Raw genomic sequence first — 18,223 nt, 5'->3', positions numbered from 1 at the left:
ATGCGGCGACCCCGTCGCCAATGTCGCAGCCTTGGTAGCGAAATTATCGCGGGAAACAATCCGCTGCGATTTCACTTTCAGTTTCAATGATTAACGAGACTATTCGGCAGCCTTGACCTTCTTCCTGGCCGCTTTTTCCGCCTCGTAGCGCTCCCGCAATATGGGAGCCCGACCCGGCTTGATTTCCTGCCGCGCCCGGCCAAAAGCAACGGCATCGGCCGGAACGTTCTCGGTTATCACGCTGCCGGAGGCGACAAGCGCGCCATCGCCGATCGCCACGGGAGCTACGAGCGACGAATTGGAACCGATGAAGGTATTTTCGCCGATCCGCGTGAGGTGTTTGTTCACGCCATCATAGTTGCATGTGATGGTGCCCGCACCGATGTTTGATCCGGCGCCGACGAAGGCATCGCCGATATAAGTGAGGTGGTTCACCTTGGCGCCGGCGCCGATTTCCGCCTTCTTCACCTCGCAGAAATTGCCGACCTTCGATTTGGGACCGAGATCGGCGCCCGGACGAAGACGGGCGAAGGGCCCGACCGTCGCGCCCGCGCGGACATGGGCACCTTCAACGTGCGAAAAAGCATGGATCACGGCGCCGCTTTCGACCCGCACCCCGGGGCCGAAGACCACATTCGGCTCTACCAGGACGTCCTGCGCCAGTTCTGTGTCCCAAGCGAGGAAGACGGTCTCCGGCGCGATCATCGAAACCCCGGCAAGCATCAGCTCCTGGCGCCGGCGTTGCTGCCAAAGGCGTTCGATATAGGCGAGTTCGGCCCGCGTATTGCACCCGGTGAGCTCCTCCTCCGGCGCCTCGACGGCAATCGCCCGGCCGCCGATGGAACGGACGATCTCGACAAGGTCGGTCAGGTAGTATTCGCCCTTGACATTGGCATTGCCGATGCGTGCAAGCAGGTCGAGCGCCTTACCGCCGCTGATCGCCATCAGGCCGCCATTGCAATAGGTGATGCGCCGTTCCTCTTCCGTGGCGTCCTTGTGCTCCCGGATCGCCAGCAGTTCCCCATTCTCGACGATCAGGCGGCCATAGCCGGTCGGATCCGCGGTTTCGAAGCCGATGACCACCACGTCATTGCCTTCCGCCAACCGTTCCCGCGCTGCCTTGAGTGGTGCGCCGGTGATGAGCGGCGTATCGCCGAAGATGACCAGGACATCGTCATAGCCCTTCTCGATCGCCTCACGCGCCGCAAGAACGGCATGCGCCGTACCGAGCCGTTCCTTCTGCAGGAAGGAGGAGACCTTGGCCGTGCCGGTGCTCGCGGCAGCCGAAACCGCATCCGCGTCGCGGCCGACGACCAGGGCGACGTCGGAAATGGATGCACTTGCCAGAGCGTCGACGACATGGGCAATCATCGGCCGGCCGGCGACCGGATGCAGCACCTTCGACAGGGCCGATTTCATCCGCGTGCTTTCGCCCGCCGCCAGGATGATCGCCAGGCAAGTCCGTTCCATTCTCTGATCTCCTTGGTATCCTTCGGGTATTCCTGGGCTTGCCCGTCGCCCGATTCTACGCGTGCTGTCAGCAAAATATTGCGAAATGCATATATCGCACAATCACGTCGCGTTAACCCCGGTTAAGGGAGATGCTTCTCCGTCTCGGGAAAATTCCTTCCGTCGTCCGGTGGGACAGCGACATCATGCCTGCGGCCGCAGCCTGCTCTCCGTCAATAGCCCGCTCTCCTCGACGATCGGGTAGGCGACAGAGGCGATGTGCGCATTGACCCGTTTCAGGTCTCGCAGCATGTCGAGATGCAGCGAACTTGTCTGCAGGCTTTCAAGCAGACCGTCCCGCAGCCGCTCCAGATGCCGTTCGGCGGAGCGCTTTTCCATATGGCGCACGTCGACCTTGACCTCGATAAGGTGGCGGGCGAGGTCCGCATTGCGCGAGACGAAGATCGTCTGGGCGATGCGCAAGTTGTCGAGCGTCAGGTCGAACAGGTTCTTCAGTTCCTGATAGCCGTCGTCGGAAAATTTCAGACCGTTGGTGACTTTCTTGCGGATCTGCTCGCAAAGGCCCTTCTCGATGATGTCGCCCATGTGCTCGAGATTGATCGCATAGTCGATGATCACGATCGAGCGACGCCCGTCTTCTTCATTCAGCCCGTGCCGACCCAGCCGCGACAGAAAGATCTTCACCTCCTGCTGCAGCAGATCGACCTGCTTCTCCATCTTTCCGATATCGCCGAGTTCGCCGAGATCGTTCTTGTTGAACGCAGCCGACGCGCGCAGCAGCATGCCCTCGATCACGTCTCCGACCCTGAGCACCTCCCGGGTCGCGCCGGAGAGGGCCATCACAGGCGTATCGAGCGCCGCGTCGTCAAGATAGCGTGGGCCCGTCTCGCTCACCTCTTCATCCGGGACCAGACGGCTCATCATCCGCGACAGCAAGCCTGCGAAGGGCCAGGCGATCAGCGCGACGACCAGGTTGAAAAGCAGGTGGACATCGACCGGCAGGTTCTGTCGCGGCAAAGGCAGGCCCTGCAGAATGTCGGCGTTGAGACCAGCCAGCGGGAGTGCGATCAGACAGCCGATTCCGCGGACGATCAGGTTGCCGATCGTGACCCGGCGGGCACCGGGCGCGGAGCCAAGCGTCGCGATCACCGGTGGGATTGCGCCACCCAGATTGGCGCCGAGCACCAGCGCCACGGTCAGCCCCGGTGAAAGCACCCCTGCGGAGGACAGCGACAGGACCAGCATGACCATGGCGAGGCTCGAAGACGAGGCGAGGGCGAGCCCCGCCGAAATGAGCAGGGCGACCGGCCAGGCATTGTCCAGCATGCCCAGAAAGGCCGCCAAGGCGTGTGACTCCCGCATCGGCTCAGTAGCCGTGCCGAGCAGTTCGAGCGACAGAAGCATCAGGCCGATACCGACCAGCGCAAAGCCTGCACCCTGGCGTGCGCTCGATCGGCTCATCCGGTACATCATGACACCGGCGAGGATGAACAAGGGGGCCAGCCAGCCGATGCCGATCGCAACGATCCAGGCCGTCATGGCCGTGCCGATATTGGCGCCGAGCAGCACGATCTGCGCCATCCGCGACCGCACGAGGCCCTTCTCCACGAAGGATGCCGTCATCAGGGCCGTGGCCGTGGAGCTTTGCAAGGCAAGCGTGGCGATCAGCCCGGTCACGAATGCGCGCAGGGAACCATTCGTTCCTCGAGCCAGGCCGGCGCGCAGACGTGATCCGAAGGCGCGTGTCACACCCTCCTTCACCAGTGAAAGACCGAACAGGAGCAGTGCGACGGCACCGAAGAGATTGACCATTACGATGGTGGATTGCATGGCATGGAAATTCCGCAACGGCCGTCGGGCTTCAAGTTTCCAACAATATCGAAGACACGATTCCCTCTCGTTGACCATAGAGAGACCAGCCTGAAACCGACAATTTTGCATACTGATTTCAATTGCCGGCTAACGAATCCGACATCGGCTTTTCCGTTCGCGGCGATCCCCAATTTGTGTAGACAGCGATGCCCCTGCCAAGGTGCCGATTAGTGCCGCGGAATCTCCGGAGCAACGGGTCTGTCGGTCCACTCGCCAAAGCAACGCGATTTACGACGGATCGGCCTTCAATTCCCATTTGGATTGTTCTAAGGAACGAAATCATTCGGCGTAAGGCCGCTGCACTGAACGAGGTTTCTGCCCCCCATGCTCGACTCCCTGAGAAACGCCGCCCAGACGCGGATCGTCAAAGGCCTCCTGGCCATTCTCATCCTCTCATTCATGGTGTGGGGCGGACAGACCTTGATGGTTACCGGCACGTCCGATGCGGTGGTAACGGTCGGAGACGTGAAGGTCACCGCCAGCGACTATCGGCTTGCCTATGAGCGTCAATTGAGCCTGCTTTCGCGGCAGCTTGGAACGCCTCTCACACGCCAGCAGGCCCGCGCATTCGGCGTTGAGGCGCAGGTCTACTCGCAGCTCGTCGCGGGCGCCGCTCTCGACCAGCTCGCCGAAGACATGAATCTCGGCCTCTCCGAAGACCGGCTCGCGAGACTCATCGGCGAGGACCCCGCCTTTCATGGGGCGAACGGCCAATTCGACCGACTGACCTTCTCGAGCGTGCTGCGCAACGCCGGCCTGACGGAGCAGGACTACATCAAGAATCGCAGCCAGGTGGCGGTCCGCTCGCAGATCGTCGATGCGCTCTCGGACGGGTTCGCGGCCCCCGCGGTCTTGGTCGACGCCGTCGGCAAATACAGGCATGAAACCCGCACGATCGACTATCTGCTGCTCTCGAACGCGAATATCGATCCGGTCAAGGCGCCGGGCGACGATGTGCTCGCTCCCTGGTTCGAGAGCCACAAGGCGAACTATCGCGCTCCTGAATATCGGAAGTTCAGCTACATCAAGCTCGAGCCGGAGGACCTGGTTGCCACCGATGCGGTCACGGAGGAAGAGTTGCGCGCCGACTACGAAAAGCGCAAGGAAAGCTTCCGCACGCCGGCGACGAGAACAATCGAGCAGATCGCCTTCCCGTCCCGCGAAGCCGCCGACGCCGCTGCTGCCAAGCTCACGGCCGGCACTTCCTTCGACGATCTCGTCAAGGGCGAAGGCAAGAGTGCGGCAGACGTCCTCCTCGGTGACTTCACCAAGGAGCAGATGCCCGACCAGAAAGTCGCCGAAGCAGCCTTCGCTGTCGCAATGGACGGCGGCGTGACACCCGTGGTCGAAGGCGCTTTCGGCCCCGTCATCCTGCGCGTCACCAATATTCGCCAGGAAGCCGTTCGCAGCTTCGATGAAGTCAAGGAGGAGTTGCGCAAGGAGATCGCCCTCTCGGTCGCACGCGACCAGCTCGTCGGCCTGCATGATAAGGTCGAGGACGAAAGGGCCGCCGGCGCGACCGTCAAGGAGGTCGCCGACCAGCTGAAACTCAAGCTCGCAACCGTCGAGGCGATCGACGCCACCGGCAAGGACCAGAATGGCGACGACGTGACCGGCCTGCCGGAGCAACGCACACTTCTCCAGGAAGTGTTCAAGGCTGAAGTCGGCCTCGAGACGCTGGCCGTCCATATCGGCCGCGACGGCTATGCCTGGTTCGACCTCGAAGAGGTGATCCCTGCCCGCGACCGCACCCTCGACGAGGTTCGCGACGAGGTGGCTGCCGATTGGACGGCCGAACAGCAGCGAGTGGCGCTGGCCGCCAAAGCGACCGAATTGAAGGATCGGGTCAAGAAGGGCGCGAAGTTCGCGGACATTGCGAGCGAACTCGGCCTCGTCGTCGAAACGAAGACCGGGTTGAGCCGGTCCACCCAGGACGCCGCTCTGAGCCAGGCCGCCATTGCGGCGGCCTTTGCGGGGCCTAATGGACATGTCGCCAATGCAGCCGGCATGGGCGGCGAAGGCCAGATCCTCATGCAAGTGATGGTCGTCGACGACAGTGCTCCCGCCAACGCCCTCGACAACGATAGCCGCCAGATCGAAGCGATCGCCCGCGCGAGCGGCGACGACATCCTCGATCAGATGGTCTCGACACTGCAGTCGGTCTATGGCGTATCGATCAATCAGACGCTTGCCGAGCAGGCATTGTCGCAACGCTGACGGACGAGGAACAAACGCATGAGTGATTTGAAGCCGTTCGTCGCAAAAGTTGCCGCGCGCGAGGCCCTCAGCCGCGAAGACGCCCGCGCGGCCTTCGAGATCATCATGTCCGGAGCCGCCACACCGTCGCAGATCGGCGGTTTCCTCATGGCGCTGCGCGTGCGCGGCGAGACCGTCGACGAGATCGTCGGCGCCGTCGGCGCGATGCGGGCGCGCATGCTCCCGGTCGAGGCGCCCGAGGACGCGATCGACATCGTCGGAACGGGAGGCGACGGTGCCGGGACCTACAACATATCGACACTGGCGTCGCTGATCGTCGCCGGCGCCGGCGTGCCGGTCGCCAAGCACGGCAATCGGGCCTTGAGTTCGAAATCCGGAACAGCCGACGCGCTCTCCTGCCTCGGCGTCAAGCTCGACATCGGCCCGGAAGCGATTGCCCGCTGCATTCGCGAAGCGGGCGTCGGCTTCATGTTCGCCCAGCAGCATCATTCGGCGATGCGCCATGTGGGACCGACCCGCGTCGAGCTCGGCACGAGAACGATCTTCAATCTTTTAGGCCCGCTCTCCAACCCGGCCGGCGTCAAACGGCAGCTCGTCGGCGTCTATGCGCCGCAGTGGGTCGATCCGCTCGCGGAAGTCCTGCGCGATCTCGGCTCCGAGAGCATCTGGGTCGTACACGGCGAGGGACTGGACGAGATCACCACGACGGGCGTGACCAAGGTTGCCGAGCTGAAGGACGGAAAGATCCGCAGTTTCGAGTTGACGCCGGCAGACTTCGGTCTGGCGGGCACCACGCTCGATGCCTTGAAGGGAGGCGACGGAGCGCATAACGCGGCCGCATTGCAGGCGGTGCTCGATGGCGAGGAGAATGCCTACCGGGACATTTCCCTTGCGAACGCCGCCGCTTCGTTGATGATAGCCGGACGCGCCAAGGATCTCGCCGAAGGCATGGAGGTCGCGCGCCAAGCGCTTTCGAGCGGCGCTGCCAAGACCGCCCTGCAGCGGCTGATCACCGTCTCCAACGCCGTCTAAGGAGAAGACATGACGGACATTCTGCGCAAGATCGAGGCTTACAAGCGCGAGGAGATCGCTGCCGCGAAATCGCGAGTTCCACTCGACGAGCTGAGGGCGCGGATCGCCGACCAGTCGCCGCCGCGCGGCTTTCACGCCGCGCTTGCGGCGCGCCGGCAGAAGGGCGAGTTCGGATTGATCGCCGAGATCAAGAAGGCCAGTCCATCGAAGGGACTGATTCGCCCGGACTTCGATCCGCCGGCGCTGGCGAAAGCCTATGCGGCGGGCGGTGCTGCCTGCCTCTCGGTCCTGACGGATACGCCGAGCTTTCAGGGCGCCCCGGAATTTCTGGAGGCGGCGCGGGCCGCCTGTTCGCTGCCGGCGCTGCGCAAGGACTTCATGTTCGATACCTACCAGGTCTTCGAGGCGCGCGCCTGGGGGGCGGACTGTATCCTATTGATCATGGCATCGCTCACCGACGAGGATGCGCATCGTCTCGAGGACGCCGCAGCGGCGCTCGGGATGGACGTGCTCGTCGAAGTGCATGATGCGGAGGAAATGGAACGAGCGCTGCGTCTCTCGTCTCCCCTTATCGGGATCAACAATCGCAACTTGAGGACCTTCGAGGTCGATCTCGCCGTTTCGGAACAGCTCGCACCGATGGTGCCGGCCGATAGGCTGCTGGTCGGCGAAAGCGGCATCTTCACCCACGAGGACTGCAGGCGCCTCGAAAAGTGCGGTATCACCACCTTCCTCGTCGGGGAAAGCCTGATGCGGAAGGACGACGTGGGGGCGGCAACGCGCGCGCTGTTGACCGGTTCCCGAAGCGCTCTGGCAGCCGAGTGATGAGCGGCCCGCGCCTCACCCATATCGACAGCGCCGGCGAAGCCCATATGGTCGATGTCGGCGACAAGGCGGAGACCGTGCGTGTTGCCGTCGCCGAAGGCTTCGTCCGGATGCACCCGGAGACGCTGGCGTTGATCCTCGAAGGCAATGCCAAGAAGGGCGACGTCATCGGCACGGCCCGGCTCGCCGGCATCATGGCCGCCAAGCAGACGTCAAACCTCATTCCGCTCTGCCACCCGCTGATGCTGACGAAGGTTTCGGTCGATATCCTCCCCGACGACGCCCTCCCCGGCTTGCGCGTCGAGGCGATGGCGAAGCTCAAGGGGCGGACGGGCGTCGAGATGGAGGCGCTGACCGCGGTGGGCATTGCCTGCCTGACGATCTACGACATGGCAAAGGCTGCGGACCGCGAGATGGAGATCGGCGGCATTCGCCTCGTCAGCAAATCGGGCGGGCGATCCGGCGACTATCGCCGGGATGGAGACCCGGGCTGATGTCGCTGCTCCCGGTCGAAGAGGCGCTCAGAAGGGTCCTCGCCCAGACCCAACCCCGGCCGGAGACCGAGCGGCTTGCACTGCATGATTGCCTCGGCCGCGTGCTTGCCGAGGACACGAACGCGCTGCTCACCCACCCTCCCTTCGACAATTCCGCCATGGATGGCTACGCCGTCCGCCATGAGGATATCGCCGCTGTCGGCGCCGAACTATCGGTCATAGGGCAATCGGCGGCAGGACGTGGATTTCAGGGCCGGGTTGGACCGGGCGAGGCAGTGCGCATTTTTACCGGCGCGCCGCTCGCGGCCGGTGCCGATACAGTCATCCTGCAGGAAGACACCGAGCGCCTCGAGGGCAATCGCATCCGCACCCTGTTCGCGCCGGCGAAGGGCCGGCATATCCGTCTGGCAGGCCAGGACTTCGAGCGGGGCGAAATCACACTTTCTGCCGGAAGCGTGCTCGACGCCGGCCGGTTGACGCTTGCGGCGAGCATGAATCACCCGAGCCTGCCGGTCTTCCTGCGCCCGAAGGTCGCAATTCTTGCCACTGGCGACGAATTGCTGCCGCCCGGCAGTTCGCCAGGCGCAGACCAGATCATCGCCTCGAACAGCTTTGGCGTCGCGGCGATCGCTCGCGAAAATGGCGCGGATATACTGGATCTCGGCATCGCCCGCGACGACCGGCAGGCGATTGCCGCTGCCGTCGCGCAAGCGCAGGCGGCGCGAGCCGACGTACTCGTCACGCTCGGCGGAGCCTCGGTTGGAGACCATGATCTCGTCCAATCGACGCTCCTAGCCTGTGGCATGACGCTCGATTTCTGGCGCATCGCCATGCGGCCGGGAAAGCCGCTGATGGTCGGAGACCTCGCCGGCATGCCGGTGCTCGGCCTGCCCGGCAATCCGGTCTCGAGCCTCGTCTGCGCCTTGCTCTTCCTGGAACCGTTGACGCGCAAGCTCGCACATCTTCCCGACCGCTCTCGACTGGCATCGGCGAAGCTCGGCGCACCGCTGCCCGCCAACGACCGCCGCCAGGACTATGTTCGCGCGCGCCTCTCCAGCAAGCCGGACGGCTCGCTCATGGCGCACCCCTTCCAACGCCAGGACTCGTCGATGACCAAGGTCTTCGCACAGTCGGACGGCCTCATCGTTCGCCCGCCGCAAACACCGGCCGCGGGAGCGGGTGACCCCTGCACCGTTCTCAAGCTCCGGGATCCCGCCTAAGCCCTTGCCGGACGTTTGGGCGTATAATCTCAGGCCGGGTGCTCCTCGGCACGGCGGCTGACGAGGATCTTGTCGATGCGGCGGCCATCCATGTCGAGCACTTCGAAGCGGTAGCCGTGCGCCTCGGCGCAGTCGCCCTCCTCCGGCGTCTTGCGCAACTGCTGCACCAGAAAACCGGCAATGGTTTCGAAATCGCCGTCGCTGTCTATCCCCTCAATGCCGATCTGCAGGTGGATCTCGTCGATCGGCGTTCGGCCGTCGACAAGGTAGCTGCCGTCCTCGCGGGCTCGGATATGGGCGTGCTCGATATCGTCGTAGTTGGACGGGATGACGCCGACGATCGCCTCCAGGATATCGGCAGTCGTGATGATGCCTTCGGTGCTGCCGTACTCGTCGACGATCATCGCCATGTTGACGCTGGAGGCCTTGAAAGCTTCGAGGGCCTTCAGGCAGGAAGCCGTCTCCGGAAGGGTCAGAATGTCGCGGACATAATTGCGGATATCGAAGGGTGCCGCGACCGTGGCGTTCAGTATCTCCTTGGCCAGCACCGCTCCGATCACGTCGCCCGCCGGACCATCGATGACTGGATAACGGGAATGGCCGAACTGCCGAATCTTGCGGCCGATCGTCTCCATGCTGTCATTGACGTCGATGAAGCTGACCTCGGTGCGGTGCGTCATGATCGATTTGACGTTCCTATCGCCGAGACGGATAATGCGCCGTAGCATTTCGTGTTCGCTTTTCTCGATCGCGCCGCTCTCCACGCCTTCCGCCATGATCGCATGCACTTCCTCTTCGGTGACGTGATCTGGGTCCTCCGCCTTCATGCCCATCAGCCGCATCGCCAGGCGAGCGGCGGTCTCAAAAAGATACACGACCGGCGCGGCTATCCGCGACAGCAGGGTCATCGGCCGCGCGACGAAAATCGCCAGGCCTTCAGAATTCCTGAGCGCGAGCTGCTTCGGAATCAGTTCTCCGATCACCACCGACAGAAAGGTGATGAGCGTGACGACGAGGGCGACGGCAACGGTGTTGCCATAGGGGTGGATCCAGGCGATCTGGTCCAGGGTCGGTGCGAGCTTCGCTGCGATAGTCGCGCCGCCATAGGCGCCGGCCAGGATGCCGACGAGGGTTATGCCGACCTGAACGGTGGACAGGAATTTTCCAGGCTCCTCGGCAAGCCTCAGGGCGGCTTCCGCGCCATGGTTTCCCTGCTTCACCATCTGACGCAGCAAGGGTTTGCTTGCCGAAACGATTGCCATTTCCGAGAGCGCGAAGAAGGCGTTGATCAAAAGCAGAAGAAAAATGACAAAAAGCTCGGACATAGGCTCCGTTCACCGCTCTACTGCATGTCTCCTTAAATCGACCTCGATTTAAGGAGACATGCAGCAATTCAAAGTGCTACAGCGACCTTTACGCGTCTGATAAGACGTGTGGCGCTGTAGGTAGGTCGCCAGATGAGACGACTGCCGTCTCAGATAGGCCAGGCCGACTGTGCGGGCAAGGCCAGTCCGGCGATCTGTATCGTCTGAGCACACAGCGACGGTTGCAGAGGCGCCGGGCTATCTCAGATTTTGGCGCTCTGGTCCGGATTGAAGGCCTTCTGGATTCGATTGCGACCATATGTGATGACGTATTCCATCGCCTGCCGCGCCTTGAGCTCGTCCCTTCTGCCGATCTCCTCGACGATGCGGATGTGGTTGCGGGCCACCTCGTCTATGCCGCCCTTCTCGTCCGTCGGGGAACTCAACTTGAAGACGCCGACGAGAGCCGCCTCGATCAGGCCGCCGACCGTTCTGAGGAACGGATTGCCGGACGCTTCTAGGACTGCGAGGTGGAATTTCAGGTCGGCGACAGCGAGGGTTTCTGCCGTGTGACTGGCATCCCCCATGGCGACTGCCAGCCGCATCATCGTGGCGATTTCGGCGTCGCTCGCGTTGCGCGCAGCCAGGGCGGCGGCGTGCGTCTCGAAGGCGAGGCGAACCTCGCTCAGGTGATAGAGGAAATCCTCGTCCACCCCACAGGCAAAATGCCAGGTGAGGATATCCGCATCGAACAGATTCCAGTCTTTCCTGGGTGTCACGCGCGTCCCAATGCGGGCACGCGGAACGACCATCCCCTTCGCCGCAAGCGTCTTCATCGCCTCGCGCAAGACAGTGCGCGACACACGGAAGCGGAGGGCCAGTTCAGGATCGCCGGGCAGAATGCTGCCGACCGGAAACTCCCCCGAAACGATCGCCTTGCCGAGTTGATCCACGACCTGTGCATGGCTCGTTCGTTTCGGCGTCTTGGATATCACCGTATCAAGCAGGCTCTTCAACCCCGTCCCCCTCCAGAGTGCCCTCCTGCTGCGGGCAGGCGCCATTCTTTTCATGTCGTCGCCGCTTCTCCTTCCGAGAGGAGAAGCTTTGTATAACAGTAGATCGAATATACGATTCCCGAAAGTGCGACGAAGAAACTGCGGCCGGCCGCCGGCGCGATCCGACGCCCCAATATTGGATATCCCCGCAAGAACAAACCCCGCGGCCTTGGCGCGGGGTTTGCAGATGGTTCGAATGCGGATGTCCTTCCCGCCCTATTGCGGCAGCTTGTCGTCGACGCCTTCGACGTAGAAGTTCATGCCGAGGAGCGTGGCGTCGTCGGAAGATTCGCCTTCCTTGAGCCACGGCGTGCCGTCCTGCTTGTTCAGCGGACCGGTAAACGGCTTCAGCTCGCCGGACTTGATCTTGGCTTCCGTCGCTTCCGCCATCGCCTTCACGTCATCGGGCATGTTCGTGTAGGGCGCCATCGTCAGGATTCCGTCCTTCAGACCGTCCCAGCTGGAAGTCGTTTCCCACTTGCCGTCGAGGAAGGCTTGGGTGCGCTTGACGTAATAGGCGCCCCAGGTGTCGACGATCGCCGTCAGCTGCGTCTGCGGCCCGGCGGCGATCATATCGGAGGCCTGGCCGAAGGCCTTGATGCCGCGTTCGGCCGCAACCTGCATCGGAGCGGTGGTATCGGTGTGCTGGGTCAGGATGTCGACGCCCTGGTCGATGAGCGCCTTGGCGGCGTCAGCCTCCTTACCCGGGTCGAACCAGGTGTTCGCCCAGACGACCTTGATCTTGAACTCCGGATTGACCGAGCGGGCGCCGATGACGAAGGAGTTGATGCCCATCACCACTTCCGGAATCGGGAAGGAGGCGATGTAGCCGGCAACGCCCTTCTGAGACATCTTGGCGGCGATCTGGCCCTGGATGTAGCGGCCTTCGTAGAAGCGGCTGTTATAGGTCGCGACGTTCGGCGCGGTCTTGTAGCCGGTTGCGTGCTCGAACTTCACATCCGGGAACTTCTGGGCGATCTTGATCGTCGCGTCCATGAAGCCGAAGGACGTGGTGAAGATCAGACCGCAGCCGGACCGTGCCAGGCGCTCGATGGCGCGTTCCGCATCCGGCCCTTCCGGAACGTTTTCCAGAAACTGTGTTTCGACCTTGTCTCCCAGTTCCTTTTCGACCTGCTGGCGGCCGATGTCATGCGCCTGCGTCCAGCCGCCATCGGTCTTCGAGCCCACGTAGACGAAGCAGATCTTGGCCTTTTCCTGGGCGCCCGCGGCTGAAGCGAAGCCGAGCACCGCAGTCGTGGTTGCGAGGGCGAGGAGTAGTTTTTTCATTTTTGACCTCTGTCGGTTTGAGAATTCCGTCTGGTTGTTGTTGTTCACCGGTCCGGCACAAACGGTTTGCCGAGCGATGCCGGCGTATTGATCAGGGTCATGCGCCGGTTGTGGGATATGAGAATGAGTACGACAATTGTCGCCACATAGGGAAGCGAGGAAAGGAACTGCGACGGGATACCGATCCCGAAGGCCTGGGCATGTAGCTGGCTGATCGACACGGCCCCGAACAGATAGCCGCCGGCAACCACCCGCCAAGGGCGCCATGACGCGAAGACCACCAGCGCAAGCGCGATCCAGCCACGGCCGGCCGACATGTTCTCGACCCATTGCGGCGTATAGACGAGCGACAGCTGCGCGCCGGCAAGCCCGGCGCAGGCACCGCCGAAAAGCACCGCCAGGTAACGGGTGCGGATGACGTCGACGCCAAGAGCGTGCGCCGAGCCGTGGCTGTCGCCCACCGCGCGCAGCTTCAGTCCCGAACGGGTCCTGAAGAGGAACCAGTGGATGCCCGCGACGATCGCGATCGAGAGATAGAAGATTGCGTCCTGGCGGAAGAGAAGCGGTCCGATAAACGGCACATCGGAAAGCAGCGGAACGGCGATCGGCTGCAGCTTGATGCCCTGCATGCCGAGGAAACTCTCGCCCAGCATGCCGGAGACGCCGAGACCCAGCAGCGTCAGCGCAAGACCGGTCGCCACCTGATTGGCGACGAGCGTCAGCGTCAGGACGCCGAAGAGCAGCGAGAACAACGCGCCGGCCGCTACACCGGCAAGCACCCCGACATAGGGCGAGCCGCTGAGCTGCGTGGCGGCGAAGGCGCAGACCGCGCCCATGACCATCATCCCCTCGACGCCGAGATTGAGCACGCCCGACCGTTCGGCGACCAGTTCGCCGGCAGCGGCAAGGACGAGCGGCGTCGCCGCGGTAATGACGCTCAGGAGGATTGCTTCGACGATACCCATCAGTGCGCCTCATCCGTCTTGAGCGCCGCAAATCTCTCGCGGACGAGCCGGATGCGGTAGTGAATGAGCGTGTCGCAGGACAGCACGAAGAACAAGAGCAACCCCTGGAAGACGCGGGTCACCTTGTCGGAGACGCCGATCGAAAGCTGCGCCGCCTCGCCGCCGAGATAGGTAAGAGCGAGCACAAGACCGGCAGCGATGATGCCGAGCGGGTTGAGCCTTCCGAGGAATGCGACGATGATCGCCGTGAAGCCGTAACCGGGAGAGATGACCGGCCTCAGCTGCTGGATCGCGCCGCTGACCTCCGATATGCCGGCGAGGCCGGCAAGCGCGCCCGAAAAGAGCATCGAGAACCAGATCATCTTGCGTGACGAGAAGCCGGCGAAGCGCCCTGCCCGCTCCGACTGGCCGAGGACGGTGATCTCGAAGCCGCGCAGCGTGTAGCGCATCATGAACCAGACCGCGAGCGCCGCAAGGATCGCAAGGGCAAATCCCCAATGCGTACGGCCGGAAGCGATCATTTCGGGAAGGATGGCCTCTACCCCGAAGCTGCGGGTTTCCGGAAAGTTCATGCCCTGCGGGTTGCGCCAGGGGCCGCGCACGAGCCAGTCGAGGAAGAGCTGGGCGACATAGACCAGCATCAGGCTCGTCAGGATCTCGTTGGTGTTCATATGGGCCTTGAGGAAGGCCGGGATCCCCGCGAAGAGCGCGCCACCGATCATGCCGAGCAGCAGCATCAGCGGAAGGACGAGTGGCGACTGCCAATCATAGAAGACCACCGGAAGAATGGAGCCGGCGATCGCCCCCATCATGAACTGACCTTCGGCACCGATATTCCAGTTGTTGGAGCGGAAGCAGACGGAGAGGCCGACGCCGATCAGGATCAGCGGCGCGGCCTTGATCGCCAATTCGTGCAGCGACCAGACCTCGCTCAGCGGCTCGACAAAGAAGCTGTAGAGGGCCGCGACCGGGTTCTTGCCGAGCAGCGCGAACATGATGCCGCCGAAGACGATGGTCAGCGCAAAGGCGATGAAGGGAGACAGGATGGAAAACAGCGCCGAGACCTTGGGACGCCTTTCGAGCTCAATGCGCATGTGCCGCTCCCGCACCTAACGTCTTGCCATGCATGCCGCCCATCAGGAGGCCGATCTTCTCGCGCGAGAGTTCCCGGGCCGGATAGGGCTCGGAGAGCCTTCCCTCGCTGATGACGGCGATTTCGGTAGCCACCTCGAAGATCTCGTCGAGATCCTGGCTGATCACCAGCACGGCGGAGCCCGCCTTGGCGAGGTCGACGAGCGCCTGGCGGATGCGGCTCGCCGCCCCAGCGTCGACGCCCCAGGTGGGCTGGTTGACGATGAGCACCGCCGGCTGCCGGTCGAGTTCGCGGCCGACGATGAACTTTTGCAGGTTGCCGCCCGAAAGCGAGCCCGCCGGCGGATCCTCGCCGCTCTTGCGCACGTCCATCGCCTCGGAAATGCGTTTGGCTGCGGCTTTCACCGCGCCCTGTCGGATGATCTTCAGGAAACCGCCGCCGAGAAAGGCGCGCTTGTCGGACTGGTTGCGCGCCAGCACGAGATTGTCGGAAAGCGAGAGCGAGGAGACCGCCGCATGCCCATGCCGCTCCTCCGGCACGAAGCCGGCGCCCATCAACCGTCGGGCATTGATATTCTTGGTCCCAACCGGCCTCTGGCGAATTTGCACGGCACTGTCGTCGGCCACCGGATACTCACCCGAAAGCGCGTCGAAAAGCTCGCTCTGGCCGTTGCCGGCAACGCCCGCGATCGCCAGCACCTCGCCGGCCCTCACCTTGAGCGAGACGTTCTTGAGCGAGACCGCGAAGGGCGTGCGCGCCGCGACGGAAAGGTCGCGGGCTTCGAGTTGGACGTCGCCCCTGGTGCTCGTGCCCTCCGGCGTCACCACGGCCACATCGTTGCCGACCATCATGCGCGCCAGCGAGGCCGGCGTCTCGGCGCGCGGGTCGCAGGCGCCGGTGACCTTGCCGTGCCGCAAGACGGTGGCGCGGTCGCAGATGCGCTGCACCTCCTCGAGACGGTGGGAGATATAGAGCACCGAGCGGCCTTCCGCCTTCAGCTTCAACAGTGTCTCGAACAGCCGGTCCGCCTCCTGCGGGGTCAGCACCGAGGTCGGCTCGTCGAGGATGATCAGCTGCGGGTTCTGAAGCAGCGCGCGCACGATCTCAATGCGCTGCCGTTCGCCGACCGAAAGATCGGCGACATGCGCGCTCGGATCGAGCGGCAGCCCGTAGAGGCGCGACAGCCGCGCCGCCTCTTCGGCAACCCGTGCAAGCGAGATGCTGCGATCCATCGAAAGCGCGATGTTTTCGGCGACCGTCAGCGCCTCGAAGAGTGAGAAATGCTGAAAGACCATGCCGATGCCGAGCTTGCGCGCGTCACCGGGGCTGGAGATCCGGACAGTGTCGCCCATCCACGAGATCTCGCCGGCGGTCGGCGCAAGGACGCCGAACAGCATCTTCACCAGGGTCGATTTCCCCGCCCCGTTCTCGCCGAGAAGCGCGTGAATTTCTCCGGGTTCTATGTGCAGATTGATCGCATTGCAGGCCGCGAAGGAGCCGAACAACTTCGTCAGGTTGCTCACGGCCAGCAGCGGGCCGCTCGCAATTTGTCCCGTAACAGGCACGCTGCCCTCTTTTCCCCTCTTTCGAATCCCCTGCTGCTTAAACAGGTCAGGGAATCAGCAATGTCGTTCCACTCGTTTTTCTTGTTTCAAGATCCGTATGCGCTCGGCCGGCCTCGGCGAGCGGATAGGTCTGATTGATATTGATACGCACTTTGTTGCTTTGCACAACATCAAACAAGGAGTTTGCACATGCCTCCAGCGCCGGCCGGGCCGCGACATAGGTGAAAAGCGTCGGACGGGTCGCGTAGAGCGCCCCTTTCTGCGCCAGAATGCCGATATTGAACGCATCCACCGGTCCGGAGGAATTGCCGAAACTGACCCACAGGCCGCGCGGCTTCAGGCAGTCGAGCGAGGCCGGATAGGTGTCGCGGCCGACCGAGTCGTAGACGACATCGACGCCCTTGCCGCCGGTCAGTTCCCTCACGCGTGAGACGAAATTCTCCGTTCGATAGTTGATGACATGATCGTAGCCATGTGCAAGCGCCAGATCGATCTTGTCCTGCGATCCGGCCGTGCCGATGACGGTCGCGCCAAGCGCCTTCGCCCACTGTCCGGCAATCAGCCCGACGCCGCCGGCAGCCGCGTGAAACAGCAAGGTCGTCTCGGGCCCAACCTTGAAGGTCTGGTTAAGCAGATATTGCGCTGTCATGCCCTTCAGCATCATCGCCGCTGCGGTCTCGAGGCTGATTCCGTCCGGGACCTTGACAAGCTGCGAAGCGTCGACATTGCGTTCGCTTGCATAGGCGCCATCGGCCGAAGCATAGGCGACGCGGTCACCGACGGAAAACATGCCGACACCGTCGCCGACGGCGGTCACGATGCCGGCGCCCTCCTTGCCCGGAATGAAGGGCAGGCCGGTTGCCGACTTGTAGAGACCGGTCCGGAAATAGACGTCGATGAAGTTGAGGCCGATGGCGACCTGCCGGATCTGCACTTCGCCTGGTCCGGGCGCGGCAAGCGTCACGCCCTCCATCTTCAGCACTTCCGGTCCGCCGAGTTCGCGAACGACGATCGCCTGTGGCATGAACAACTCCTATACGCGGCCGAGATTGGGAAAAATCTGCAGAACGAATCCGATGACGTAGAGATAGATCCCCGTCGCCACCACGCCAAGGGCCACCCAGGGCGGCGTCTCGAAATGCAGCAGCAAGGCGTACATGCCGAGCACCGACCAGACGAGGAAGACGCCGAGATTGAGCGGTCGCAACCTTTTCACCCGCACCGGATGCAGGAAGTTGATGGGCAAAAAGGTCAGCACGACGGAAAGGAAAACAACAATCGATGCAGTGACTTCGCTCGCCTGGATGACAAACAGCGTGAAGACGACCATGTTCCAGACCACCGGGAACCCGGAGAAGAAATACTCATCCGTCTTCATGCCCATATCGGCATAGTAGATGGCGCTCGACACGACGATGGCGCCGGCTGCCACGAAGGACCAGGGTTCGCCGATCATGCCGCTCTGGTAAAGCGCGAAGGCGGGAAGCAGCACATAGGTAACGTAGTCGATGACGTTGTCGAGGGTATCGCCCGACCAGTTCGGCAGAACTTCCTTGACCTGCACCTTGCGCGCGATCGGGCCGTCGATGCCGTCGACGAGCAGCGCCAGCCCCAGCCACCAGAACATGTCGATGAAACGATGCTCCGCAGCCGCCACGACGCCGAGAAAGGCCAGGAAGGAGCCGGACGCCGTGAGGATATGCACGGAAAAGGCGCGGATTTCAGCGTAGGGAACGCGTCTGTAGTTGAAGAATTTCATCTGCGACTGCCGCCCATTCCCTTCGGTTCGTCTTTTCGCGCCGTCGCCAGACCGCCGCTGACCCG

At 63.0% G+C, this 18,223-nt stretch carries 15 protein-coding genes; 5 read left to right on the top strand and 10 right to left on the bottom strand.

Annotation, left to right across the window (positions count from 1 at the left end; genetic code table 11):
* Positions 1-99: 99 nt before the first annotated feature.
* Both glmU and SS05631_RS06855 read right to left on the bottom strand, forming a co-directional pair.
* The gene (gene glmU / locus SS05631_RS06860; protein ID WP_037421815.1) at positions 100-1,470 is read right to left on the bottom strand and encodes a bifunctional UDP-N-acetylglucosamine diphosphorylase/glucosamine-1-phosphate N-acetyltransferase GlmU; all 1,371 of its coding nucleotides are present in this window, start codon (positions 1,468-1,470) and stop codon (positions 100-102) included.
* Between the two features lie 183 nt (positions 1,471-1,653).
* Positions 1,654-3,300 carry a Na/Pi cotransporter family protein gene (locus SS05631_RS06855; protein WP_037422201.1) on the bottom strand — a complete coding sequence of 549 codons (1,647 nt, stop codon included), beginning with the start codon at positions 3,298-3,300 and terminating at the stop codon, positions 1,654-1,656.
* Between the two features lie 366 nt (positions 3,301-3,666).
* Between SS05631_RS06855 and SS05631_RS06845 the strand changes: the two genes are divergently transcribed.
* Genes SS05631_RS06845 through glp form a run of 5 tightly spaced genes read left to right on the top strand, consistent with a single transcriptional unit; the run spans position 3,667 to position 9,130 of the window.
* Positions 3,667-5,559 (top strand): peptidylprolyl isomerase, encoded by a 1,893-nt coding sequence (locus SS05631_RS06845; protein ID WP_037421812.1) that lies wholly within the window; start codon positions 3,667-3,669, stop codon positions 5,557-5,559.
* An 18-nt stretch (positions 5,560-5,577) separates the two neighbouring features.
* Positions 5,578-6,591 (top strand): anthranilate phosphoribosyltransferase, encoded by a 1,014-nt coding sequence (gene trpD / locus SS05631_RS06840; protein WP_037421810.1) that lies wholly within the window; start codon positions 5,578-5,580, stop codon positions 6,589-6,591.
* 9 nt (positions 6,592-6,600) lie between these two features.
* Entirely contained in the window at positions 6,601-7,416 is an 816-nt protein-coding gene (gene trpC, locus SS05631_RS06835) for an indole-3-glycerol phosphate synthase TrpC (RefSeq protein WP_037421808.1), read from the top strand.
* Complete coding sequence (gene moaC, locus SS05631_RS06830) at positions 7,416-7,910, top strand: cyclic pyranopterin monophosphate synthase MoaC (protein ID WP_037421805.1); 495 nt, start codon at positions 7,416-7,418, stop codon at positions 7,908-7,910. Before trpC ends, moaC begins: the two co-directional genes overlap by 1 nt.
* Positions 7,910-9,130: a gephyrin-like molybdotransferase Glp gene (gene glp, locus SS05631_RS06825; protein WP_037421802.1), complete on the top strand. Its 1,221-nt coding sequence runs from the start codon at positions 7,910-7,912 to the stop codon at positions 9,128-9,130. The genes moaC and glp overlap by 1 nt, the downstream gene beginning before the upstream one ends.
* Positions 9,131-9,159: 29 nt before the next feature.
* Here the strand turns inward: glp and SS05631_RS06820 are convergent, their stop codons facing one another.
* The 8 genes from SS05631_RS06820 to pcsA form a co-directional block, all read right to left on the bottom strand.
* The gene (locus SS05631_RS06820; RefSeq protein WP_037421799.1) at positions 9,160-10,455 is read right to left on the bottom strand and encodes a hemolysin family protein; all 1,296 of its coding nucleotides are present in this window, start codon (positions 10,453-10,455) and stop codon (positions 9,160-9,162) included.
* A 242-nt stretch (positions 10,456-10,697) separates the two neighbouring features.
* Positions 10,698-11,450, bottom strand: coding sequence for a FadR/GntR family transcriptional regulator (locus tag SS05631_RS06815; protein ID WP_037421797.1), 753 nt, complete (start codon positions 11,448-11,450; stop codon positions 10,698-10,700).
* Between the two features lie 255 nt (positions 11,451-11,705).
* The gene (locus SS05631_RS06810) at positions 11,706-12,776 is read right to left on the bottom strand and encodes a BMP family ABC transporter substrate-binding protein (RefSeq protein ID WP_037422198.1); all 1,071 of its coding nucleotides are present in this window, start codon (positions 12,774-12,776) and stop codon (positions 11,706-11,708) included.
* Positions 12,777-12,820: 44 nt separating this feature from the next.
* On the bottom strand, positions 12,821-13,741 hold the full coding sequence (locus SS05631_RS06805; RefSeq protein WP_037421794.1) for an ABC transporter permease: 921 nt from the start codon (positions 13,739-13,741) through the stop codon (positions 12,821-12,823).
* Positions 13,741-14,835 carry an ABC transporter permease gene (locus tag SS05631_RS06800; protein ID WP_037421791.1) on the bottom strand — a complete coding sequence of 365 codons (1,095 nt, stop codon included), beginning with the start codon at positions 14,833-14,835 and terminating at the stop codon, positions 13,741-13,743. Before SS05631_RS06800 ends, SS05631_RS06805 begins: the two co-directional genes overlap by 1 nt.
* Positions 14,825-16,399, bottom strand: coding sequence for an ABC transporter ATP-binding protein (locus SS05631_RS06795; RefSeq protein WP_037421789.1), 1,575 nt, complete (start codon positions 16,397-16,399; stop codon positions 14,825-14,827). The genes SS05631_RS06800 and SS05631_RS06795 overlap by 11 nt, the downstream gene beginning before the upstream one ends.
* A 46-nt stretch (positions 16,400-16,445) precedes the next feature.
* Positions 16,446-17,423 carry a quinone oxidoreductase gene (locus tag SS05631_RS06790; RefSeq protein ID WP_037422196.1) on the bottom strand — a complete coding sequence of 326 codons (978 nt, stop codon included), beginning with the start codon at positions 17,421-17,423 and terminating at the stop codon, positions 16,446-16,448.
* Positions 17,424-17,432: 9 nt separating this feature from the next.
* Positions 17,433-18,158, bottom strand: a complete 726-nt coding sequence (gene pcsA, locus SS05631_RS06785) for a phosphatidylcholine synthase (RefSeq protein ID WP_037421787.1) — start codon at positions 18,156-18,158, stop codon at positions 17,433-17,435.
* Between the last annotated feature and the right edge of the window lie 65 nt (positions 18,159-18,223).

The organism is Sinorhizobium sp. CCBAU 05631 (genome assembly GCF_002288505.1).
In the GTDB taxonomy this organism is placed as follows: Bacteria; Pseudomonadota; Alphaproteobacteria; order Rhizobiales; family Rhizobiaceae; genus Sinorhizobium; species Sinorhizobium fredii_C.
Note: the sequence above shows the minus strand (reverse complement) of the source record. Positions and strands in the feature narration are given on the sequence as shown.

What these genes read in the sequence shown, in the direction of transcription:
- glmU (WP_037421815.1), bottom strand. Translation starts at nt 1,470, where the DNA reads ATGGAACGGACTTGCCTGGCGATCATCCTGGCGGCGGGCGAAAGCACG.
- SS05631_RS06855 (WP_037422201.1), bottom strand. Translation starts at nt 3,300, where the DNA reads ATGCAATCCACCATCGTAATGGTCAATCTCTTCGGTGCCGTCGCACTG.
- SS05631_RS06845 (WP_037421812.1), top strand. Translation starts at nt 3,667, where the DNA reads ATGCTCGACTCCCTGAGAAACGCCGCCCAGACGCGGATCGTCAAAGGC.
- trpD (WP_037421810.1), top strand. Translation starts at nt 5,578, where the DNA reads ATGAGTGATTTGAAGCCGTTCGTCGCAAAAGTTGCCGCGCGCGAGGCC.
- trpC (WP_037421808.1), top strand. Translation starts at nt 6,601, where the DNA reads ATGACGGACATTCTGCGCAAGATCGAGGCTTACAAGCGCGAGGAGATC.
- moaC (WP_037421805.1), top strand. Translation starts at nt 7,416, where the DNA reads ATGAGCGGCCCGCGCCTCACCCATATCGACAGCGCCGGCGAAGCCCAT.
- glp (WP_037421802.1), top strand. Translation starts at nt 7,910, where the DNA reads ATGTCGCTGCTCCCGGTCGAAGAGGCGCTCAGAAGGGTCCTCGCCCAG.
- SS05631_RS06820 (WP_037421799.1), bottom strand. Translation starts at nt 10,455, where the DNA reads ATGTCCGAGCTTTTTGTCATTTTTCTTCTGCTTTTGATCAACGCCTTC.
- SS05631_RS06810 (WP_037422198.1), bottom strand. Translation starts at nt 12,776, where the DNA reads ATGAAAAAACTACTCCTCGCCCTCGCAACCACGACTGCGGTGCTCGGC.
- SS05631_RS06805 (WP_037421794.1), bottom strand. Translation starts at nt 13,741, where the DNA reads ATGGGTATCGTCGAAGCAATCCTCCTGAGCGTCATTACCGCGGCGACG.
- SS05631_RS06800 (WP_037421791.1), bottom strand. Translation starts at nt 14,835, where the DNA reads ATGCGCATTGAGCTCGAAAGGCGTCCCAAGGTCTCGGCGCTGTTTTCC.
- SS05631_RS06790 (WP_037422196.1), bottom strand. Translation starts at nt 17,423, where the DNA reads ATGCCACAGGCGATCGTCGTTCGCGAACTCGGCGGACCGGAAGTGCTG.
- pcsA (WP_037421787.1), bottom strand. Translation starts at nt 18,158, where the DNA reads ATGAAATTCTTCAACTACAGACGCGTTCCCTACGCTGAAATCCGCGCC.